The organism is Micromonospora sp. NPDC048040, from assembly GCF_055587185.1.
This window is the reverse complement of record NZ_JBVJGT010000067.1, coordinates 1-22,773: the sequence shown is the minus strand read 5'-3', so window position 1 is coordinate 22,773 and position 22,773 is coordinate 1. Positions and strand designations below refer to the sequence as shown.

At 74.2% G+C, this 22,773-nt stretch carries 16 protein-coding genes; 15 read left to right on the top strand and 1 reads right to left on the bottom strand.

The window, feature by feature from the left end:
• Window positions 1-230: 230 nt before the first annotated feature.
• Genes ACZ6O2_RS32540 through ACZ6O2_RS32510 form a run of 7 tightly spaced genes read left to right on the top strand, consistent with a single transcriptional unit; the run spans window position 231 to window position 12,192 of the window.
• A complete protein-coding gene (locus ACZ6O2_RS32540; protein WP_350712410.1) occupies window positions 231-1,199 on the top strand; it encodes a DUF1702 family protein in 969 nt (322 codons plus the stop codon).
• Between the two features lie 3 nt (window positions 1,200-1,202).
• Window positions 1,203-3,176 (top strand): CRTAC1 family protein, encoded by a 1,974-nt coding sequence (locus ACZ6O2_RS32535; protein WP_466025631.1) that lies wholly within the window; start codon window positions 1,203-1,205, stop codon window positions 3,174-3,176.
• Window positions 3,173-4,135 (top strand): enediyne biosynthesis protein, encoded by a 963-nt coding sequence (locus tag ACZ6O2_RS32530; protein ID WP_350712408.1) that lies wholly within the window; start codon window positions 3,173-3,175, stop codon window positions 4,133-4,135. Before ACZ6O2_RS32535 ends, ACZ6O2_RS32530 begins: the two co-directional genes overlap by 4 nt.
• A complete protein-coding gene (locus ACZ6O2_RS32525; RefSeq protein WP_466025637.1) occupies window positions 4,018-9,891 on the top strand; it encodes a type I polyketide synthase in 5,874 nt (1,957 codons plus the stop codon). Before ACZ6O2_RS32530 ends, ACZ6O2_RS32525 begins: the two co-directional genes overlap by 118 nt.
• Before the next feature lie 2 nt (window positions 9,892-9,893).
• Window positions 9,894-10,334, top strand: a complete 441-nt coding sequence (locus ACZ6O2_RS32520; protein ID WP_350712420.1) for an acyl-CoA thioesterase — start codon at window positions 9,894-9,896, stop codon at window positions 10,332-10,334.
• A gap of 5 nt (window positions 10,335-10,339) precedes the next feature.
• The gene (locus ACZ6O2_RS32515) at window positions 10,340-11,476 is read left to right on the top strand and encodes a trans-sulfuration enzyme family protein (protein WP_466025630.1); all 1,137 of its coding nucleotides are present in this window, start codon (window positions 10,340-10,342) and stop codon (window positions 11,474-11,476) included.
• Window positions 11,477-11,532: 56 nt separating this feature from the next.
• Window positions 11,533-12,192, top strand: a complete 660-nt coding sequence (locus tag ACZ6O2_RS32510) for an NHL repeat-containing protein (protein ID WP_466025629.1) — start codon at window positions 11,533-11,535, stop codon at window positions 12,190-12,192.
• 127 nt (window positions 12,193-12,319) lie between these two features.
• Here the strand turns inward: ACZ6O2_RS32510 and ACZ6O2_RS32505 are convergent, their stop codons facing one another.
• The gene (locus ACZ6O2_RS32505) at window positions 12,320-13,045 is read right to left on the bottom strand and encodes a DUF899 family protein (RefSeq protein WP_350712404.1); all 726 of its coding nucleotides are present in this window, start codon (window positions 13,043-13,045) and stop codon (window positions 12,320-12,322) included.
• Between the two features lie 105 nt (window positions 13,046-13,150).
• On the opposite strand from ACZ6O2_RS32505, the gene rfbA reads away from it, so the two are divergent.
• The 8 genes from rfbA to ACZ6O2_RS32465 form a co-directional block, all read left to right on the top strand.
• Window positions 13,151-14,044, top strand: coding sequence for a glucose-1-phosphate thymidylyltransferase RfbA (gene rfbA, locus ACZ6O2_RS32500; protein WP_350712403.1), 894 nt, complete (start codon window positions 13,151-13,153; stop codon window positions 14,042-14,044).
• 109 nt (window positions 14,045-14,153) lie between these two features.
• Entirely contained in the window at window positions 14,154-15,101 is a 948-nt protein-coding gene (locus ACZ6O2_RS32495; protein ID WP_466025628.1) for a class I SAM-dependent methyltransferase, read from the top strand.
• Window positions 15,098-15,916: a crotonobetainyl-CoA--carnitine CoA-transferase gene (locus ACZ6O2_RS32490; RefSeq protein ID WP_466025627.1), complete on the top strand. Its 819-nt coding sequence runs from the start codon at window positions 15,098-15,100 to the stop codon at window positions 15,914-15,916. Before ACZ6O2_RS32495 ends, ACZ6O2_RS32490 begins: the two co-directional genes overlap by 4 nt.
• Window positions 15,913-17,181 carry an aminotransferase class V-fold PLP-dependent enzyme gene (locus ACZ6O2_RS32485; protein ID WP_466025626.1) on the top strand — a complete coding sequence of 423 codons (1,269 nt, stop codon included), beginning with the start codon at window positions 15,913-15,915 and terminating at the stop codon, window positions 17,179-17,181. Before ACZ6O2_RS32490 ends, ACZ6O2_RS32485 begins: the two co-directional genes overlap by 4 nt.
• A complete protein-coding gene (locus ACZ6O2_RS32480; protein ID WP_466025625.1) occupies window positions 17,145-18,701 on the top strand; it encodes a TldD/PmbA family protein in 1,557 nt (518 codons plus the stop codon). The genes ACZ6O2_RS32485 and ACZ6O2_RS32480 overlap by 37 nt, the downstream gene beginning before the upstream one ends.
• A 23-nt stretch (window positions 18,702-18,724) precedes the next feature.
• Window positions 18,725-20,074, top strand: a complete 1,350-nt coding sequence (locus ACZ6O2_RS32475) for a metallopeptidase TldD-related protein (protein WP_466025636.1) — start codon at window positions 18,725-18,727, stop codon at window positions 20,072-20,074.
• A 397-nt stretch (window positions 20,075-20,471) separates the two neighbouring features.
• Window positions 20,472-21,674: a DUF6004 family protein gene (locus ACZ6O2_RS32470; protein WP_350687465.1), complete on the top strand. Its 1,203-nt coding sequence runs from the start codon at window positions 20,472-20,474 to the stop codon at window positions 21,672-21,674.
• A gap of 89 nt (window positions 21,675-21,763) precedes the next feature.
• Window positions 21,764-22,773: Clp protease N-terminal domain-containing protein (locus ACZ6O2_RS32465; RefSeq protein ID WP_466025635.1), on the top strand; the 1,010-nt coding region annotated here is incomplete at its 3' end.

Below are 22,773 nucleotides of genomic sequence, written 5' to 3'. Positions count from 1 at the left end.
GAGTCTGCGTAGTCCTCCTTGACGATTTCTTGAACGCCTCGGCAACCGGCGGGGGGCGCCATTGGCGGGTCAGCCGAGCAAGTTGGGAGAAGTGGATCCGATGAACGCCGTGAAACATGGGTCCGTAGCGGTACGGCGATCCGGGGCTCCCGTCGGAGCTGGATTTCGACGAACCATTTCGTCAACTGTCGTCTGATTTCACCGCGTCCCACCTGCGGGAGGAGTGCGGCATGCCCGCCAATTGGCGAACCATTCGTCAATACGTCCTGACGCCGGGGATGGCCCAGACCACCTTCGCGACCCGAGGCTTCCGTGCCCGGGACGAGCCGACCCGTGAGCGGCTCGAGTCGGTCGGCGCCCACTTCCTCACCGGCTACGGGCACGCCGTCGGCGCCCGCGGCCCGGACGAGGCGGCCGTGGCGCTGGAGACCGTCGAGCCGGAGCTGCGCGGGTTCGCGTACGAGGGCGCGGCGATGGGCCTCGCCGTCCTGGACGGGCTGACCGGTGGCCGCCGCGTCGCCCGGTTCCTGGCCGGGCCGGCCGCCCGGCACGTCTACATGGTCCATGTCGGGGTGGGCTGGGCGATGGCCCGCCTGCCCCGCTGGCGTCGGCACGCCATCCAACCCGCCGACCGGCTGCTGGGCTGGCTCGCCCTGGACGGCTACGGATTCCACCAGGCGTACTTCCACACCCGGCGGTACGTGCGGTCGCACCGGCGCGACGAGGTGCTGCCCTGGCCCGGCGACCCGATCGGGCGGTGGACCGGGCGCGTCGTGGACCAGGGCATCGGCCGCGCGCTGTGGTTCGTCGAGGGCGGCGATACCGATCGGATCGCCGACACGGTCGACGGGTTCCCGCCGGACCGGCACGAGGACCTGTACAGCGGGGTGGCACTGGCCGCCACGTACGCCGGCGGGGCACCGCCCGAGGACCTGTGGCGGCTGCGCGAGCGCAGCGGCGCGTACGCCCCGGCGATGGCGCAGGGCAGCGCCTTCGCGGCGGAGGCCCGGGAGCGCGCCGGACTGACCACCGCGCACACCGCGGTCGCCACCGACGTCTTCTGCGGCGCGCCACCGGCCGAGGCGGCGGCGGTCACCCAGGCCGCGCTGGCCGACCTCGACCGGGACGGGCCGGAGCCGGCCTACCTGGTGTGGCGGCAGCGGATCGCCAAGCAGTTCGTGACGCTGGGGAGGTGCTGACCCTTGTCGGCAATCATCACTATGTTCCGCCGGCAGATCGCCGGGCTGGCCGCGCTGGTGCTGCTCACCGGCATGTACGTGCTGGTCCGGCAGCCGGAGGCGAACGCCGACGAGCGGCGCGCCATGGCACAGCCGTACCGGTTCACGCCGATGTCGCTGCCGATGCCGGGCGGGCTGCCGCAGCAGTCGATCCGCCGGGTCAACGGCGCGTACCAGCATCTGGCGGCGTGGATCTCCTCCGTCGGCGCCGGCGTCGCGATGAACGACCTGGACGGCGACGGGCTGGCCAACGACATGTGCGTCACCGACCCGCGCATCGACCGCGTCGTGGTGACCCCGGCCCCGACCGCCGGCGCCGAGCGTTATCAGCCGTTCGTGCTGGACCCCGCGCCCCTGCCGACGAACCCGTACATCGCCCCGATGGGCTGCCTGCCCGGCGACCTCAACGCCGACGGCCGCACCGACCTGCTCGTGTACTGGTGGGGCCGGACCCCGGTGGTCTTCCTGGCCCGGGCGGACGCGACCGGACTGTCCCGGGACGCCTACCACCCGGTCGAGCTGGTGCCGGGCGCGGTGACCGGCGGGAGCCGGTACGACGGGCCGAAGTGGAACACCAACGCCGCCACGCTGGCCGACTTCGACGGGGACGGGCACCTGGACGTCTACATCGGCAACTACTTCCCCGACAGCGCCGTCCTCGACGACACCGTGCACGGCGGGGTGGCGATGAACCGGTCCATGTCCAACGGCCTCAACGGCGGCGAGGACCACGTGTTCCGGTGGACCGGCGGCACGGCCGGCGTCACGCCGAGCGTCTCCTTCGCCGAGGTCCCGGACGTCTTCGACACCAAGGTCTCCCGGGGCTGGACCCTGGCCGTCGCCGCGAACGACCTCGACGGCGACCAGTTGCCCGAGCTGTACGTGGCCAACGACTTCGGGCCGGACCGGCTGCTGCACAACCGGTCGGAGCGGGGGCGGATCGACTTCGCGCTGGTCGAGAGCCCCGGGCTGCCCGGCCTGACCCCCAAGTCCAAGCGGCTCGGCCACGACTCGTTCAAGGGCATGGGCGTGGACTTCGGTGACATCGACGGCGACGGCATGTTCGACCTGTACGTCGGCAACATCACCACCTCGTTCGGCATCCAGGAGAGCAACTTCGCGTTCGTCAACACCGCCGCCGACACCGACGCGCTGCGCGCCGCGCTGCGGGCCGGCGAGGCGCCGTGGCACGACCGGAGCGCCGAACTGGGCCTGGCCTGGAGCGGGTGGAGCTGGGACGTCAAGTTCGGCGACTTCACCAACCGCGGCGAACCGGCCATCGTGCAGACCGCCGGCTTCGTCAAGGGCGAGGTCAACCGCTGGGCGCAGTTGCAGGAGGCGGCCACCGCCAACGACGACCTGCTGTCCAACCCCCGCTGGTGGCCCAGGGTCGAGCAGGGCGACGACATCGCCGGCGGCCAGCACCTGGCCTTCCACGTCCGCGGCGCCAACGGCCGCTACGAGGACCTCAGCCATGAACTGGGCCTGGCCGACCGGGTGCCCAGCCGGGGCATCGCGACCGGCGACGCCGACGGCGACGGCCGGCTCGACTTCGCCGTCGCCCGGCAGTGGGACGCGCCGGTCTTCTACCGCAACGACAGCCCGGACACCGGGTCCTTCCTCACCCTGCGGCTGCTGCACGAGCAGGCGCCGGCCGCCGGCCCTCTCGCCGGGGCGGGGTCGCCGGTCGTCGGCGCGCAGGTCCGGGTGACCACGCCGGACGGCCGGGTGCTCATCGACCGGGTCGACGGCGGCAGCGGCCACTCCGGCCGGCGCAGCAACGAGGTGTCGCTCGGTCTCGGCGACGTGACCGGCCCGGTGTCGGTCCACCTCACCTGGCGGGACCGCTCCGGCGTCCCGCACGAGCAGGAGCTGGCGCTCACCGCCGGTCGACACACCCTCACCCTCGGTTCGCAGGCTCGGGAGGTCTCGCGATGACGCAGAAGCCGGCGAAGGACCCGCGGATCACCGCGCTGCGCAGGTTCGCCATCTCCATCACCATCCTCAACATCGCCGGCTACACCGTGCTCGGCTTCGAGCAGGCCTGGGCGTGGCCGCTGATCGCGATCGCCACCGGCTACACCGTCGAGCTCGGGCTGGAGATCATCGGCGCGCGGGCGGAGCAGCGCCCGCCCCGGTTCCGCGGCAACGGCCTGCGCGGCCTGGTCGAGTTCCTCTACCCCGCGCACATCACCGCCCTCGCGGTGAACATGCTGCTGTACGTCAACGACCGCCTGCCGGTAATGATCTTCGCGGTGGCCGTGGCGATCAGCGGGAAGTGGCTGCTGCGGGTGCCGGTCAACGGCCGGCTGCGACACTTCATGAACCCGTCCAACTTCGGCATCGCCGTGGTGCTGCTGCTCTTCCCGTGGATCTCGATCTCCCCGCCGTACCAGTTCACCGAATACCTGGAGGGTCCCGCGGACTGGATCGTCCCCGCGGTCATCGTCGTCTTCGGCACCATGCTCAACGCGAAGCTCACCGGCCGGATGTGGCTGATCGCCGGCTGGCTGGGCGTCTTCGTGCTCCAGTCGGTGGTGCGGGGACTCGTGCTGGACACCTCCATCCCGTCGGCGCTGGCCACCATGACCGGGGTGGCGTTCGTCCTGTTCACCAACTACATGATCACCGACCCGGGAACGACCCCGTCGCGGCCGCTGTCCCAGTTCGCCTTCGGCGGCGGGGTGGCCCTGGTCTACGGCATCCTCACCGGCGCGTCCATCGTCTACGGCCTCTTCTTCGCCACCGCCATCGTCTGCCTGATCCGGGGCGGCTTCCTCTGGTCGCTGCACGCGGTGCGCATCGCTGCCCGCGACGGCAGGGGCACGACGCCCGCCGCCCCGGGGACCGTCGACGGCACAGTGCCACCCGTGGCCCGCGAGATGGTGCGGGCATGAGCAGGATCGCCGTCGTCGGCCTGGCCTGCCGCTTCCCGGACGCCGCCGGTCCCGGGCAGCTGTGGGAGAACGCCCTCGCCGGGCGGCGCGCGTTCCGCCGCCTGCCCGACGAGCGGATGCGGGCCGCCGACTACTGGTCCCCGGACCCGGCCGCCCCCGACCGCTACTACGCCGGCAACGCCGCCGTCATCGAGGGCTACGAGTTCGACCGGGTCGGGTTCAAGGTCAGCGGAAGCACGTACCGGTCCACCGACCTCACCCACTGGCTGGCCCTCGACATGGCCGCGCAGGCACTCGCCGACGCCGGGTACCCCGAGGGCGACGGGCTGCCGCGGGAGCGGACGGCGGTGGTCGTCGGCAACACGCTGACCGGCGAGTTCACGCGGGCCGGCATGATGCGCCTGCGCTGGCCGTACGTCCGGCGCGTGGTGGGCGCCGCCCTCGGCGAGCAGGGCTGGGACGACGCCCGGGTGGCGGCCTTCCTCGCCGACCTGGAACGCTCCTACAAGGCGCCGTTCGCCGAGATCACCGAGGACAGCCTCGCGGGCGGCCTGTCCAACACCATCGCCGGGCGGATCTGCAACCACTTCGACCTGCACGGCGGCGGGTACACCGTGGACGGTGCCTGCGCCTCGTCGCTGCTGTCGGTGGTCACGGCCTGCCGCAGCCTGACCGACCTCGACGTCGACGTGGCCGTGGCCGGCGGCGTGGACCTGTCCATCGACCCCTTCGAGATGGTCGGCTTCGCCAAGACCGGCGCGCTCGCCGGCGACGAGATGCGCGTCTACGACCGCCGGTCCAACGGGTTCTGGCCCGGCGAGGGCTGCGGCATGGTGGTGCTCATGCGGGAGCGGGACGCGCTCGCGCAGGGCCGGCGCATCTACGCCTCCGTGGCCGGGTGGGGCGTCTCCTCGGACGGCCGGGGCGGCATCACGCGGCCGGAGGCGGCCGGCTACCGGCTGGCGCTGCGGCGCGCGTACCAGCGGGCCGGTTTCGGGGTGGACACCGTGCCGCTGTTCGAGGGGCACGGCACCGGCACGGCCGTCGGCGACGGCACCGAGCTTCGCGCCCTGAGCGAGGAACGCCGGGCGGCCGACCCGGACGCCGACGCCGCCGCGATCGGATCCATCAAGGGGATGATCGGTCACACCAAGGCCGCGGCAGGGGTGGCCGGCCTGATCAAGGCCGTCCTGGCCGTGCACCACCAGGTCGTCCCGCCGACCGTCGGGTGCGTCGAGCCGCACCCGGAACTCACCGCGGACCGTCCCGCGCTGCGCGCCGTACGGCGGGCCGAGCCGTGGCCGGCCGGCGCCGCGCAGCGGGCCGGCGTCACCGCGATGGGCTTCGGCGGCATCAACACCCACCTCGTCGTCGACGGCCCCACCCGCCCCCGCCGCCGGTCCCTCGACCGGCGGACGCAGCAGCTCGCCCGGTCCGTGCAGGACGCCGAGCTGCTCCTGGTCGACGCGGACACCCGCGACGAGCTGCACGACCGGCTGGACGACCTGCGGACGGTCGCGGCCGGGCTGGCCTTCGCCGAGCTGGGCGACCTCGCCACGACCCTGCACCGGGGCCAGCGCGGCCGCGCGTACCGGGCGGCGGTCGTGGCCCGGTCGCCGGAGGAGGCCGACCGCGGCCTCGGACTGGCGGCCCGGGCCCTGGCGCCCGAGGGCGCCGGGACACTGGTCGACCCGGGGCGGGGCGTCTTCGTCGGCCGGGTCACCCGGCCGGCCCGGGTCGGCTTCCTGTTCCCCGGCCAGGGCTCCGGCCGGGGCTGGGGCGGCGGGGCGCTGCGCCGGCGGTTCACCGAGGTGGACGACGTCTACCGCGCGGCCGGGGAACCGCCCAGGGACGAGGCGGCCGGGTCGACCGCGTTCGCCCAACCCCGGATCGTCACGGGCTCGCTGGCCGGGCTGCGCGCCCTCGCCGCGCTCGACATCGACGCGACCGTCGTCGTCGGCCACAGCCTCGGCGAGCTGACCACGCTGCACTGGGCGGGCTGCCTCGACGAGGACGAGCTGCGGGAACTCGTCACGCTCCGGGGCGAGGCCATGGCCAGGCACGCCGCGCCGGGCGCGATGCTCGGCGTCACCGCCGGGCCGGAGGAGACCCTCGCCCTGCTGGCCGGCACCAGCGCGGTGATCGCGGGCTACAACGGGCCCCGGCAGACGGTGGTCGCCGGAGGCGACGACGTCGTGGCCGAGGTGGCCCGGCGGGCCGCGACGGCGGGGGTGAGCTGCACCCGGCTGCGCGTCCCGCACGCCTTCCACTCGCCGCTGATGACACCGGCGGCCACCGCCTTCGCCGAGCGCCTGCGGTCCCGCCGGTTCGGGCCGCTGCTGCGCCGGGTGGCCTCGACGGTGACCGGCGCCGTCCTCCCGTCGGACACCGACCTGCCGCAGCACCTGCACCGGCAGATCGAGGCTCCGGTGCGCTTCGCCGCCGCGCTGGCACGCGCCGCCGCCGAGGTCGACCTGTTCCTCGAGGTCGGCCCCGGCAAGGTGCTCACCGGGCTGGCCCGCGAGCAGTCGCCGGACGTGCCGGCGCTGGCGGTCGACACCGACGCCGAGTCGCTGTCCGGCCTGCTCGCCGCGGTCGGCGCGGTGTACGCGCTCGGCGGGCCGGCCGCGTACCCGGCCCTGTTCGAGGACCGGCTGACCCGACCGTTCGACCCGCACCGCGCCCGCACCTTCTTCGCGAGCCCGTGCGAGGCGGCACCCGAGCTGGCCGAGCCGGCACCGGCCGCGGTCGAACCGGTCCCGGCTCCGGCCCGGGCCGACGACACCCCGCTGCCGGCCGCCACCGGCGCGCTGGAGCTGGTGCGGAACCTCGTGGCGCAGCGCGCCGAACTGCCGGTGGAGGTGCTCCGGGACGACAGCCGGTTCCTCGACGACCTGCACATGAGCTCGATCACCGTCGGCCAGCTCGTCAACGAGGCCGCCCGCGCCATGGGGCTCTCCGCGGTGGCGATACCGACCAACTTCGCCACCGCCACCGTCCGGGAGATGGCCGAGGCGCTGGAGGCCCGGGAGCGCGAGGCCCCGCACGAGCGCCCGGACCTCGTCGCCGGCGTCGCGCCGTGGGTGCGCACCTTCGTCGTCGACCTGGTCGACGAGCCGCTGGCGGCGACGGACCCGACGGAGCCGTGCGGTCGCTGGCAGGTGTTCGCCGACCCCGACCACCCGCTCGCGGACGCGCTGCGCCGGGCCCTGGAGGCGGGCGGCGTCGGCGACGGCGTACTGGTCTGCCTGCCGGACGAACCCGACGAGGAGCACCTGGCCGTCGCGGTGCGCGGGGCCCAGGCGGCCCTGCGCCAACCGCCCGGCGGGCGGCTCGTGGTGGTGCAGCCGGCGGCGCGGGCGGGGGCGGTGGCCAAGACCGCCCGGCTGGAGGGCGACCGGCTGCGGACCACCGTCGTGACCACCCCCCTCGAACCGGCCGCGGTCGACCGGGTGGTCGCCGACGTGGCCGCCACGGAGGAGTTCACCGAGGTGGTGTACGACCCGGGCGGCGTCCGCCGGGTGCCCGTGCTGCGCCCGCTGCCCGCGTCCGGCGCCGAGCCGGAAGCGCTGCCGCTGGGTCCGGCGGACGTGCTGCTGGTGACCGGCGGCGGCAAGGGCATCACCGCCGAGTCCGCGTTGATGCTGGCCCGGGAGAGCGGCGCCCGGTTGGCCGTCCTCGGCCGGTCCGACCCCGCCGCCGACGAGGCCCTGGCCGGCAACCTGATGCGACTCGCGGACGCCGCGTCCGACCTGCGCTACCTGCGCGTCGACGTCACCGACGCCGCCGCGGTGGCCGCCGCGGTCGCCGCGGTGACCGCCGACTGGGGTCCGGTGACCGCCGTGCTGCACGGCGCCGGGCAGAACACCCCGTCCGCGCTCGTCGACCTGGACGAGGTGGCCCTGCGGGCCGTGTTCGCCGCCAAGGTCGACGGCCTGCGGGCGGTCCTCGCCGCGGTCGACCCCGCACAGCTGCGCCTGCTGGTCACGTTCGGCAGCATCATCGGGCGGGCCGGACTGCACGGCGAGGCGCACTACGCCGCGGCGAACGAGGCGCTGGCCGAGCTGACCCGGGAGGTGGCCGCGACGCGGCCGGGGTGCCGTGCCGTCTGCCTGGAGTGGTCGGTGTGGTCCGGGGTCGGCATGGGGGAGCGGCTGTCGGTGGTCGAGTCGTTGAGCGGCTCCGGCGTCACCCCGATCAGCCCCGACGACGGCCTGCGGGTCCTGCGCGAGGTGGTCGCCGACGACACGCTGCCTCCGGTGGTGGTGGTCACCGGCCGCACCGGCGGCGTGGAGACCCTGCGCTACCACCGCTCCGAGCTGCCCCTGCTGCGCTTCACCGAACGGCCGCTGGTGCGCTACGACTGCATCGAGCTGGTCTGCGAGGTCGACCTGGCCCGCACCACGGATCCGTACCTCGAGGACCACCGGCTCGACGGTGACCTGCTGTTCCCGGCGGTGCTCGGGTTGGAGGCCATGGCCCAGGTGGCCACCGCCCTGGCCCGGCACCCGGGAGTGCCCGTGATCGAGGAGGTCCGGTTCGACCGCCCGGTGGTCGTCGACCCGGACGCCGGCACGACCGTACGCATCGCCGCGCTGGTCCGGTCGGAGCAGGTCATCGACGTCGTCCTGCGCAGCGCGGCGACCGGTTTCGCGGCCGACCACTTCCGTGCCCGGCTCCGGTTCGCGCCGGACGAGACCTACCCGGCGTACACCGCGGCGCCGGCGCCGGCGGAGCTGCCGGCCGTACCGCTCGACCCGGCCCGCGACCTCTACGGTGACGTGTTGTTCCAGGCCGGTCGGTTCCGCCGGATCAAGGGCTACCGGCAGGTCGCGGCGCGCGTCGCCGAGGCCGAGGTGGTCACCAGCGACGCCGCCTCCTGGTTCAGCGCCTTCCTGCCGGGCCGGCTGGTGCTCGGCGACCCGGGCGCCCGGGACGCGTTCATGCACGGGATCCAGGTCTGCGTGCCGGACGCGACGCTGCTGCCGGAGGGCATCGACCGGATCTGGTCGGCGGGCCCCAAGCTGTCGGCCACCGAGGCCGTGACGATGACCGCGCGGGAACGCGAGCAGCACGGCACCGCCTACGTGTACGACGTCGTCGTCCGGGACGCCACCGGCGCGGTGATCGAACACTGGATGGGCCTGCGGCTGCGCGCCGTGCGTCCGCACGCGCCGCGCGGGTCCTGGCCGCCCGCGCTGCTGGGGCCGCTGCTGCAACGACGGCTCGCCGAGGTGTTCCCCGACGACATCGCCGTCGCCGCCGCGCCCGGCGGCGGGCCCCGCGACTCCGGCGCGCTGCTCTCCCGCGCGCTGGGCCAGCCCGTGGTGGTGCGGCACCGGCCTGACGGACGGCCGGAGGTCGACCTGCCGTACACCGTCTCCGTGGCGCACTCGGCGCCGCTCGACCTCGCCGTCGCCGGGGACGGGACGCTCGCCTGCGACGCCGAGCCGGTGGCCGCCCGCCCGGCGGACGTGCGACACGACCTGGTGGGCCGGCACGGCGCCGTGGCGGCGCTGCTCGTCGCGGAGGTCGGCGACCCGCCGGACGTGGCCGCCACCCGGGTCTGGTGCGCGGAGGAGTGCCTGCAGAAGGCCGGCCGCCCCGAGGGCCGGCTCACCCTGCTGCCCGGGGCGCTCCCCGACGGCTGGGTGGTGCTGGACGCCGGCGACGTCCGGATCGCCACCCGGGTCGTCGCGGTGGCGGGAGCGGCGGCGCCGACCGTGGTCGCCGTGCTCGGCGGGGCGGGGCGGTGAGCATGCCGCGCTACTACGAGTACCGGCACGTCGTCGGCTTCGAGGAGACGAACCTCGTCGGCAACGTGTACTACGTGAACTACCTGCGCTGGCAGGGCCGGTGCCGGGAGATGTTCCTGCACGAGCACGCCCCGGAGATCCTCGACGAGCTGCGCGCCGACCTGAAACTGTTCACCCTCAAGGCCGAGTGCGAGTTCTTCGCCGAGCTGGCGCCGTTCGACCGACTCGCGGTCCGGATGCGACTGGTCGAGCTCAGCCAGACCCAGATGGAGCTGGGCTTCGACTACCTGCGGCTCGGCGGCGACGACCTGCTGGTCGCCCGGGGGCGCCAGCGGATCGCGTGCATGCGCGGGCCGAACGGGCGCACCGAGCCGGTCCGGGTGCCGACCGGTCTGGTCCGGGCCCTCGCCCCGTTCCGGGCGGCCACGGTGGGGCAGGGGTGAGCGGCATGCGCTTCGACACCCGGCTGGTGCACGGCGGCCGCCGGCCGTCGGCGGGCACCGGTGACGTCGTCCCCCCGATCCACGTCTCCACCACCTACGAGCGCCGGGCGCAGGACGAGCCCCGCTACTTCTACGGCCGGGGCGAGAACCCCACCCGGGAGGAGCTGGAGGAGTGCCTCGCCGGGCTGGAGCGGGCCCCGTTCGCCACCGTCTTCTCCTCCGGCCAGGCCGCCGCCGCGACCCTGCTGTCGCTGGTCCGTCCCGGGCAGTGCCTGGTGAGCACCGACGACGTGTACGCCGGCACCGACGGCCTGTTCGACCTGGCCGCGCGGCAGGGCGTGCGGGTGCGGTACGCCGACCTGACCACCCCGGAGGGGATCACGGCGGCCCTGGCGGAATCGGACCTCGCCCTGGTCTGGATCGAGACGCCGACCAACCCGCTGCTCACCGTGGTGGACGTCGCCGAGGTCAGCCGGCGGGCGCACGAGCGGGGAGCCCGCGTGGTGGTCGACAACACCTTCGCCAGCCCGGTGCTCCAGCAGCCGCTGGCGCTCGGCGCCGACGTCTCGCTGTACAGCACCACGAAGTCCATCGCCGGCCACGCCGACGTGCTGGGCGGCGCCCTCGTCTACCGCGACGCGGACCTGCACGCCGCGGTCCGGGCGTACCGGACGACGGCCGGGAACGTGCCGGGGGCGCTGGACTGCTTCCTGGTCCGCCGGGGGCTGCACACCCTGTCGCTGCGGGTGCACCGGCAGGTCGCCACCGCGCGCGTCCTGGTGGAGCGGCTGCGGGCGAGCCCCGCGGTCGGCGCCGTCCACTATCCGGGGCTGCCCGAGCACCCGCAGCACGCGGTCGTCAAGGCCCAGATGAGCGCCCCCGGCGCGATCGTCTCCTTCGACTACCTCGGCGGCCCCGCCGAGCGACTGCTGGACCGGTTCACGCTCTTCACCTGCGGCGTCAGCCTCGGGAGCGTGCACTCCCTCGTGGAGTGCCCGGCCCTGATGACGCACCGTCCGCTGTCGGCCGAGGCCCGCTCGCGGCGGGGCATCGGCGACTCGCTGATCCGCTTGTCGGTCGGCATCGAGGATCCGCACGACCTCGCCGAGGACCTGTCCCGGGCGCTGGCGGGCGGGCCCTGAGCCGGCCGTCCGCCCGCGTCCCGCCGTCCACCCGCCTGCCACGAAAGGGGCCGTCCATGGCCATCCGCGAGATCGACACGACGTTGCCGGTCGTCCGGTCGCTGCCCGCCCCGGGCCGCTACCTGTGCGGCCTCACCTTCGACGGCGAGTTCTTCTGGCACTCCGACCAGGAGGCCGGGGAGATCTACGCCCTCGCCCCGGACACCGGCGCCGTCGTGCGGACCCTGTCCTGCCCCCGGGCGCGGGCCGACCTCACCGTGGGCGGCGGCGCGCTCTGCCAGGTCGGCGGCCGGCCGAAGCGGATCCTGCTGATCGACCCGCTCACCGGCGAGGCGCTCGGCGAGAAGGAGGTGGCCCCGCCCAGCGGCCGGCTCTGCGGGGTGGAGACCACCGGTGTGGCGATGTGGATGGGGCTGCGCGGGCCGTCGGTGGTGCAGCTCCGCGACGTCGCCACGATGACCGTCCAGCGTGAGTTCCCGGTGCCCGGCGTGCCGTCCGGGCTGACGGTGGCCGGTGACCTGGTGGTCTACGCCGACTTCGAGGGGGCGATGCTGCGGGCGGTCGACGCCCGGCACGGCACGCTGCGTGGACAGGCGCCGGTGGAAGGCCGACCGGTCGGCCTGACCTGGGACGGCGCGCTGCTCTGGTACGCCGACTTCGCCGGCCGCCGGCTGGCGGCGGTGCGGCTGCCCGACCTGCTCGCCACCGGGTCGTGACCCGGCGGCGAACACCCGTCGCCGCGCGGGGCCGGGACGGTGTCGTGCCGGCCCGGGCGAGCCGCCGGGCCGGACGCGCGATCGTGCCGGTCCGGGGAGGCCGCCGGGCCGGTACGGGGGCGGGCCGTCAGGCCGGTGCGGGGGACGCCGCCGGGCCGGGGACGTAGTCGTTGCCGGCGTACCAGTCGCCGCGGCCCTGGGGCAGCAGGTCGAGGACGTTCCAGACCGGGCTGAGCAGGTCGATGCCGCGTTCGCCGCCGTCGGGGAAGCTCGCGGGGGCGGAGTAGAAGTGCCGCACCCGGTCGCCCTCGGCGCGCAGCACGCTGACCATCGGTCGTTGCGTGCCGTCCGGGTGCTCGGCGCGCAGGTCGGCGTTGAAGGACGTGCCGTGGCTGGACAGGATCCGCAGGCCGGTCCAGCCCCGCCCCCGGGCCCAGTCACGCAGCCGGGGCAGCGGCGCCTTCGCCACCACCGCGACGGCGGTGTGCCGGCGCAGGTGCGGAAGCACTCCGTGGAAGCCGTCCACCCACAGCGAGCACATGGGACAGGCCTCGGCGGCGTCCGGTGCGAACATCAGGTGGTAGACGAAGAGGGTCTCGTGCTCCTCGAACAGGTCGCGCAGCCGGACGCTCCGGGCCGGCCCGGGCCGGGCCAGGTCGGCCGGTCCCTCGGCGAGCCGGTAGTCGCCCAGCAGCGGGCCGGGTGGCAGTCGACGCCTTGCTGCGGCCACGCGTTCGAGCTGGTCCCGCAGGTCCTGCTCGGCCGACGCGAGCGCCCGCCGCGCGGCCACGTACGCACTGTCGGCGCCGGCGGGCCAGCTCGGCAGCCCGGTCTCCTGGTCGACATCGGTCATTGCGGCTCCCTCCACGACGGTCGGGCCATCCCCGGGCAGGCTACCCGCCCGGCACCCGACGTGATGTTTTCACCACGCGCAGGTGCCATGCGCTACGCTTTAAAAATGCGTGGTGTTTTGCTCGCTGGTGGCACCGGCTCGCGGATGTGGCCGGTGACCCGGGCGGTCTCCAAGCAACTGATGCCGGTCTACGACAAGCCAATGATCTTCTATCCGCTGAGCACCCTCGTGACGGCCGGTGTACGGGAGATCCTCATCATCACGCGCCCCGACGAGCAGCCGCTGTTCCGGCGCCTGCTCGGCGACGGCGGCCAGTGGGGGCTCGACCTGCGGTACGCCGTGCAGGAGCGCCCGGACGGCATCGCGCACGCGCTCCTGCTCGCCGCGGACTTCCTCGCCGGCGGCCCGGCCATGCTCGTCCTCGGCGACAACATCATCCACTCCGCCGAGCTGGACCGGCAGCTCGCCGAGCTGACCGGGGTGGACGGTGGGCTGGTGTTCGGGCTCCCGGTGGCGGACCCGCGCCCGTACGGGGTGCTCGACCTCGACGAGTGCGGCGCGGTGCGCGACATCGTGGAGAAGCCCTTGGTCCCGCCGTCCCGGTACGCCGTGCCCGGCCTCTACGTGTACGGCGCCGACGTCGTCGCCATCGCCGCGGAGCTGACGCCGAGCGCCCGGGGCGAGTTGGAGATCACCGACGTCAACCGGGAGTACCTGCGCCAGGGCCGGTTGGAGGTGCGGCTGCTCGGGCGGCGCACCGCGTGGCTGGACACCGGCCGGTTCGGCGACCTGATGAAGGCGGCCGAGTACGTGCGCGTGATCGAGGAAAGGCACGGCGTCAAGGTCGGCTGCGTCGAGGAGGCGGCCTGGCGGGCCGGGCTGCTCGACGACGCGGCGATGCGCCGCCTGGCGGTGCCGCTGCGCGCCAGCGGGTACGGCGACTACCTGCTGCAACTGCTCGACGGCGAGCGTCCGGCGCGCCCGGCCGCCGTCCGGTGAGGGACCGCGGGTCGGCGGCGGGCAGGTGATGGCAAGCTCACGCCGTTGCCCGACCAACTTGTCAATCATATAGTGAGCTGAGGCCGAGTTCGCCTGCGAGGAGAGCGACATGACCGCCGTCCGGTTCGACTCCGTGGCCTTCAAGGCCGAGCAACGTGACACCTGGAACGCGGTCAGCGCCGGGTGGGACTTCTGGCAGGACCGCTACGAGCGGGCCGCGGCGCCGGTGACCGACTGGCTGCTGCGCGCCGCCGGGCTCCGCCCCGGTCACCGGGTGCTCGACGTCGGCTGCGGCACCGGCGAGCCGTCGGTCAGCGCCGGCCGGCTGGTCGCCCCCACCGGCCGGGTGCTCGGCATCGACCTCGCACCGGAGATGGTCGACCGGGCCCGCCGCTGCGCCGCCGGCCTCGGCCACCCGATCGAGTTCGCCGAGTCCGACGTGGAGGCCCTCGACCTGCCGGCGCACTCCTTCGACGCGGTGCTCAGCCGGTGGGGGCTGATGTTCGCGGTGGACCGGCAGCGCACCCTCGCGGACCTGCACCGCCTCCTGGCCCCCGGCGGCGTGCTGGCCGCCGCCGTCTGGGGGCCGCCGGAGGCGAACCCGATGACCTCGCTGGGCTTCCGGACGCTGGCTGCGGGCCTGCCGGTTCCCCCGCCGGGCCGCCCCGGCCCGTTCAGCATGTCCGACGCCGAACGCACCTGCGCCGACCTGCTCGCCGCTGGCTTCACGGACGTCGGCACCGAGTCCGTCGGGATCGCGATGCGCTTCGCCTCCGTCGACGAGTACCTCGCGTACACCCGCGACGTGACGCCGCCCGGTGTGCTCGCCACGGTGCGGCGGCAGCTCGGCGCCGACGCGGAGCGGGTGGGCTGGGACCGGCTCGCCGAGGCCGCCGCCGCCTTCGCCGACGCGGACGGCGTGCTCACCCTGCCCGGCTCGGCGCTCTGCCTGCGCGCGCGCCGCCCCGCCGACGCCGCCGGCGTGCCGGCCGACGCCGGCCGGCCCGAGGCGGCCGGATCCGGCCCGCCGGGGGCCGGGCCGGGGAGGGCCGGATGACCGCGGCCTGCCCGAGCGCACCACGTCCGGCCCGTCCGCCGGCCGGCCACCCCGGCCTGCTCGCGCTGGCCCAGTCGTACGTCGACGCCGCCGCCGCCCGCGGTGAGCTGCCGCGCCGGGACCTGGGTGGGTTGCCCGGCGCCCGGGTGCGCGTCGACCCGGAGTTCTGCCGCACGGTGGCCCGGCACTTCGACCGGGCGCCCCGGCGGGACCTCGGGCCGGGCCTGGCGGCCCGCTACCGCCGGTTCACGGAGGAGAACCTGCGCCACTTCGCCCTGCTGGCCCGGGCGGGGATCCGCGTCGAGCCGTGGCGGGGCCCCGGGCAGCCGTACCGGGGCGCGGCGGACCTGGTCGACCGCCTCGCCCGCAGCGGCGTGCTGCACGTCTACCTGACCCGCGACGGCCACGGCCCCGACGGGCCCGCCCCGGACCATCCGCTGTGCGCCCCGTCGGGTGTCACGGTCGGCGGCGTACCGCTGCTGCACAACGACATCTTCCGGGCCGTGCACGACGTCTTCGGTCACGTCATGCTCGGCGCCTCGATGGGGGTGGCGGGCGAGTTCCTGGCCGCGTACGGGCACATGGCGATGTACTCGCCCGAGGTGCATCCCGTCGTCTTCACCGAGCAGGTCAGCCAGATCTGCTGGTTCTTCCACGGCCCGCACCTGGCGGACCGGGCCGGGCGGTGGCCCCGGCGCGGCGAGCCGGGGTGGATCCCCCCGTCCGAGCGGCCCTACCCGGAGCAGAAGCTCTTCCCCTGCCCGCCGGGTTTCCTCGACCGCTTCACCGCAAGCTTCACGGAGGAATCAGCATGACCGACACGGCTGCCCATCCCCTGTCCGCGGTGCGGGCCGAGTTCCCGTTCCTCGACGTGGCCGGGCACGGCCCGCCGCTGGCCTACCTCGACAACGCCGCGACGACGCAGAAGCCCCGGTCGGTCCTCGACGCGGTGGTCGACTTCTACACCACGTCGAACAGCAACATCGGGCGCGGCTTCTACGACCTCAGCCGCCAGGCCACCGGCCGCTACGAGGACGCCCGGGAGGTGGTCCGGCGGTTCGTGAACGCCGCCCACGCCGACGAGATCGTCTTCACCCGGGGCACGACGGACGCGGTGAACCTGCTCGCCGGCACCTTCGCCGAGCGGATCGTCGGCGCCGGCGACGACATCGTGGTCACCGGCATGGAGCACAACTCCAACCTGCTGCCGTGGCGCCGGCTCTGCGAACGGAGTGGGGCGAGACTGCGGGTCGTGCCGTCGCCGGTCGGCGGGCCGGTCCGGCCGGAGGACCTGGCCGCCGTCCTGGGCCGCCGGACCCGCCTCGTCGCGGTCAGCCACGTCTCCAACGTGCTCGGCACCGTCAACCCCGTGCGGGAGCTGGTCCGGGTGGCGCACGACCGGGGCGTGCCCGTGGTCGTCGACGGCGCGCAGGCGGTCGCGCACCTGCCGGTCGACGTGCGGGAGATCGGCGCGGACTTCTACTGCTTCTCCGGCCACAAGGTGTACGCCCCGATGGGCTCCGGGGTGCTCTACGGCCGGCGCGAGCTGCTCGCCGACCTGCCGCCGTACCAGGTGGGCGGCGGGACGGTCAAGGGGGTCTCGCACGACGCCCCGGTGTCCTACGTGCCGGTTCCGGCGCGGCTGGAGGCCGGCACCCCGGACATCGGCGCCGCGGTCGGCCTCGCCACCGCGTTGACCTGGCTGGACGGGCTCGACCGGGACGCGGTGCGGGCACACGACGCGGACCTGGTCCGGTACGCCGTCGACGTCCTGCGCGACGTCGACCGGGTGCGGGTCGTCGGCGACCCGGCCGCGGACCCGGCCGGCATCGTCTCCATCGCGGTGGACGGCCTGCACCCGTACGACGTGGGCGGGCACCTCGACGCGCACGGCATCGCCGTGCGGTCCGGCGTGCACTGCGCCAGCGCGTTCCTCGACGACCTGGGGCTGCTCGGCACGGTGCGGCTCTCCTTCGCGGTCTACAGCACCCGTGACGAGGTCGACCGGGTCGCCGAGGCGCTGCGTACCGTGCGGGCGGGGGAGTGGACCACCCAGTACCCCGACATCCGGTTCCGGTGACCGCCGGGCCCGCCCCGGCCGCCGCCACGGAACCGGGATTCGACACGCTGCCGGCCGGGGAGCTGGCCCTGGCCGTGCTGGAGCGGGCCCGCCGGCTCGGCGCCTCGTACGCCGACGTGCGACTGCGGCGGGTGCGGGCGCTGCGCGAGCGGGTCCGCGACGCGCAGCCGGAGGGCACCCAGGAGAGCGTCGAGACCGGGGCCGGCGTGCGGGTCCTCGTCGACGGCACCTGGGGTTTCGCCTCGGGGGTGGACCTCTCCCCGCCGGGCGTCGCCGAGCTGGCCGCCCGGGCCTGCGAGCTGGCCCGGATGCTGCGCGCGCTGCGCGGCGCGCCGCCCCGGCTGGCGCCCGAGCCGGTCCACGGGCCGGCGGTGTGGGAGTCGCCGTGCGAGGTGGACCCCTTCGCGGTGCCCGCCGCCGAGCGCACCGCCCTGCTGGCCCGCTGGTGCGCGATCGTGCGCGACGGCGGCGCCGACCTGGCGGAGGCGTACCTGCAGGTGTTCCGCGAGTCCACCGTGTACCACGACAGCGAGGGGCGGCGCATCCGGCAGCGGCGGACGTGGCTGCACCCGATGGTGGTCGGGTTCCGGATCGACGCGGACAGCGGCACCTTCGAGACCATGCGCACCCTCGGACCGCCGGCCGCCCGCGGCTGGGAGTACCTGACCGGGACCGGCTGGGACTGGGCGGGCGAGCTGGCCCGGCTGCCGGGGCTGCTGGCCGAGAAGCTCGCCGCCCCCTCCGTCGAGCCGGGGGAGTACGACCTCGTCATCGACCCGACCAATCTCTGGCTGACGATCCACGAGACCGTCGGGCACGCCACCGAGCTGGACCGGATCCTCGGCCGGGAGGCGGCCTTCGCCGGCACCTCGTTCGTCACCCCCGACGACATCGGGTCGCTCCGCTACGGCTCGCCGGCGATGAACGTGGTCGCCGACCGCACCACCCCGCACGGGCTCGCCACCATCGGCTACGACGACGACGGCGTGGCCGCCCGGTCGTGGCCGCTCGTCCGCGACGGCGTGCTGGTCGGCACGCAACACGACCGGCAGACCGCCGGCGCGGCCGGGCTGGACCAATCCACCGGCTGCGCGTACGCCGAGTCGTACCGGCACCTGCCCGTGCAGCGGATGCCGAACGTCTCGCTCCGCCCCGCGCCGGACGGGCCGGACACCCGCGAGTTGATCGGCCGGGTGCGGGACGGGCTGTACGTCGTCGGCGACAACAGCTTCTCGATCGACATGGCGCGGGTGAACTTCCAGTTCACCGGGCAGCGCTTCTACCGGATCCGGGACGGCCGCCTGGCCGGCCAGGTGCGGGACGCCGCGTACACGGGGACGACGCTGGAGTTCTGGCGGTCGCTGGAGGCGGTGGGCGGCCCGCAGACCTGGCTGCTGTCCGGTGCGGGGCAGTGCGGCAAGGCGCAGCCGCTGCAACTCGCCGCCGCCGGGCACGGCTGCCCCTCGGCGCTGTTCCGAGGCGTACGCGTGACCAGCACCCGGACGGAGGAGCCCGCGTGAGGACCCCGAGCCCGCAGGAGACGGTGGAGATCGCCCTGGGCGCGGCGGGCGGCGACGACTGCGTGGCGATCGTGGAGCAGGGCGCCGACGTGCACCTGCGTTGGGCGGACAACGCGCTGACCGGCAACGGGAGTGGCGACGAGCGCCGGGTGTCGGTGGTGGCCGTCGCGGGCGGCCGGGTGGGTGCGGTGTCGCTGTGCGGGCCGGCCGACCGGGCCGAGGTGGTCGCGCTGGTCGACGCGGCGCGGGCGGCCGCCCGCCAGGCGCCGCCGGCGCCGGACGCGCGGCCCCTGCCGGCCTCCGGCGCCGGGTCGCCGCGCTGGGAGGACCCGGTCCCGGCGGCGCCGCCGACGGTGCTGACCGGGCTGGTCGACCAGTTGGCCGCCGGGTTCGGCCGGGCGCGTCGCGGCGGCCGGGTGCTGCACGGGTACGCCGAGCACCGGATGCGCAGCACGTTCCTCGGCACCTCCACGGGTGTGCGGCTGCGCCACGACGAGCCCGCCGGGCACCTGGAGCTGACCGCGCGCGACCGGGACGGCTTCCCGGTCTGGACGAACGCCGTGACCACCGACTTCGGCGACGTCTCGGTGGCCGCGCTGCAGGACGAGCTGGACCGGCGTCTGCACTGGGGTCGGCGACGGTTCGAGGTGCCGCCCGGCCGCTACGAGTGCCTGCTGCCGCCGACCGCCGTCGCCGACCTGATGAACTACGCCTACACCACGGCGGGAGCCAGGGCGGCGGCGCAGGGGCGGACGGTCTACAGCGGACCGGGGGGCCGGACCCGGATCGGGGAGCAACTCGCCGGCGTGCCGCTGACCCTGCGCAGCGACCCGGCGGCCGACGGGCTGCGCTGCGCCCCGTTCCTGGTGGCGCCGGCGTCGACGCCGACGAGGTCGGTGTTCGACAACGGCCTCCCGCTGGGCGCGACCCGCTGGTGGGACCAGGGTCGGCTGCGGTCGCTGGTGCACACCCGCGACAGCGCGGACGAGTTGGGCATGCCGCTCACGCCGGCGGTGGACAACCTCATCCTGGAGGGGCCGGGCGGTGCGTCGGCCGCCGACCTGATCGCGTCGACCCGGCGTGGCCTGCTGGTGACGAGCCTCTGGTACATCCGTGAGGTGGACCTCGCCACCATGGCCCTCACCGGGCTGACCCGGGACGGCGTCTACCTGGTGCGCGACGGCGAGGTCGTCGGGGCGGTCAACAACTTCCGCTTCAACGACAGCCCCCTGGCGATGGCCGCCCGGGTCACCGAGGTGGGCCGGACCGTGCCGACCCGGGCCCGCGACTGGGGCGACGCGGTGGCGCGTACGGCCATGCCGATGCTGCGCGTCCAGGACTTCCGGCTCACCGCGGCGACCCACGCGGTCTGACCGCCCGATCCGGCCGGCGCACCGCTGACACCGGCTGCCCTCCGGCACGCCCCGGCGTGACGCCGGCGGCCCGTCGCGGATGGGTGCGACCGCTACCCGAGCCTGCGGGGAACTCCGACCATGCGGCGCGTGGCACACCGACCCGGCCGGGCTCGCCCGGAAGCGGTATACGAACAAATAGCGTTGGTGGGATGTGCGCCTACGAGGATTCAACCCTCCCCATTGAATGATCCCCTTGAACCATCAGTGAAACCGGACATTATTTCGCAAACGATCACTGCGGGCCCGTTGACAGCCACTTTAGAAAACAATAGCGTTCGGGTCAGTGGTCCTCCCGGGTTGAGCAGAGCGTCACAGAGGGCGTCAGGGCATCCGGGGCAAACAGGGAGGTGGAGCCGTGACTGACACGGCGAGAGAGACCTACGAGTCGCTCAACATCGAGCCGAAGCCGCTGCGGCCGCACATCCTGGCTGCGGCGACGGTCGTCTTCGGTGACGACTACTACGGCGGCCGTCGGGAGACGATCAACCTGTCGGGCTTCGTGCAGATGAACAAGTGGCCGATGCCGGGGTTCAAGCACACCGTCGACGAGGACGGCACGGCGAGCTTCAACCTGGAGCTCATCAGCGCCCCTGAGGTCGGCATCAAGGGGTTCAGCTACACGCTGAACGACCGGATCCAGATCCTGTCGAACCCGTACCTGCCGAACACCGGTCACATCAAGCAGATCGTGCCCGGCAAGAACTTCCCCGCGGAGTTCTACATCCGGCGGTTCGGCATCCTGGAGACCAGCACCATGCGGCTGGCCCACCGGGGTGTCATCGACGTCAAGGGGATCGTGGACGGCCTTCCGCCGTACAAGACCCCGCTCACCTCGCCGTTCCTCGGCCGCCCGTACGGCGACCAGGGTGAGGTCATGCCGGCGCACAACGTGGTCCGGGGCACCAACCTCCCGGCCGCGTGGTACCCGTCGAACGACGAGAACGAGGCCGTCGGCAACACGCCGAGCGCCTTCTTCGCGTCGAGCATCGGCCCGTGCGTCTCGATGCTGGTCGACCCGTCGATCATCATCCAGGCCTCGACCGAGGCGAAGATCAAGGTCGAGGTCAACGGCCGCACCGAGGAGATCGAGCTCGCCGGCGACTACCCGCTCGCCGCGGGCGCCGAGATCCTCCTCTTCGGGCCGGAGAAGCACGACCAGGGCTCCGGGGTGCTGGCCCAGCTCGCCCGCGTGGCGCTGGTGGGCAACAGCCCGGCTCTCGGCGGCAAGGTCATGCTGCGGGCCAGCTTCTTCACCGTCTCGGGCGGCCAGCTCGGCGACGGCAACGAGGAGAGCCTGAGCCGGCTGCGCTACCCGGGTGAGCTGCACTTCGACGCTCACTTCGAGCTGGTGACCCCGTCCGCCACGCTCTACGCGGCGGCCCCGGTGCACCTGAGCGGCCAGCTCAAGGACATCGAGCCGACCGGCACGCTGCTGACCGCCGAGCACGCCGACGCCGCGCTGCGGACGAAGGACGGCGAGTCCCGGGCGCGCCTGACCGGTGTGTCGATGAAGCTGGGTGACGCGCTGGTGGGCTCGGAAGCCTACGTCAGCGCGTGACGACCAACCGCCGTTGGTAGTCCCGAAAGACGTCGTCCCGGGTGGCCTCCTGTCACCCGGGACGGCGTCACTCTCCAGGGGTGGCAGACATGTTCGAGCGGTTCACCGACCGAGCGCGACGGGTTGTCGTCCTGGCCCAGGAAGAGGCCCGGATGCTCAACCACAACTACATCGGTACGGAGCACATCCTGCTGGGCCTGATCCACGAGGGTGAGGGCGTCGCCGCCAAGGCTCTGGAGAGCCTCGGCATCTCCCTGGAGGGTGTGCGTCAGCAGGTCGAGGAGATCATCGGCCAGGGCCAGCAGGCGCCGAGCGGGCACATCCCGTTCACGCCGCGGGCCAAGAAGGTGTTGGAGCTGTCGCTGCGTGAGGCGCTGCAGCTCGGGCACAACTACATCGGCACGGAGCACATCCTGCTGGGCCTGATCCGTGAGGGTGAGGGCGTCGCCGCCCAGGTCCTCGTGAAGCTCGGCGCGGACCTGAACCGGGTCCGTCAGCAGGTGATCCAGCTTCTCTCGGGTTACCAGGGCAAGGAGCCGGCCGCGGCGGGCGCCGCGCCGGGTGAGGCCGCGCCGTCGACCAGCCTCGTGCTGGACCAGTTCGGTCGGAACCTGACCCAGGCTGCCCGTGAGGGCAAGCTGGACCCGGTGATCGGGCGGGAGAAGGAAATCGAGCGGGTCATGCAGGTGCTGTCCCGCCGGACGAAGAACAACCCGGTTCTGATCGGCGAGCCCGGTGTCGGTAAGACCGCCGTGGTGGAGGGCCTGTCCCAGAAGATCATCAAGGGTGAGGTGCCGGAGACGCTGAAGGACAAGCAGCTCTACACCCTCGACCTGGGTGCCCTGGTCGCTGGCTCCCGTTACCGGGGTGACTTCGAGGAGCGCCTGAAGAAGGTGCTCAAGGAGATCCGCACCCGCGGCGACATCATCCTGTTCATCGACGAGATCCACACCCTCGTCGGCGCCGGCGCCGCCGAAGGCGCGATCGACGCCGCGAGCATCCTCAAGCCGATGCTGGCGCGTGGTGAGCTGCAGACGATCGGCGCGACCACCCTCGACGAGTACCGTAAGCATCTGGAGAAGGACGCCGCGTTGGAGCG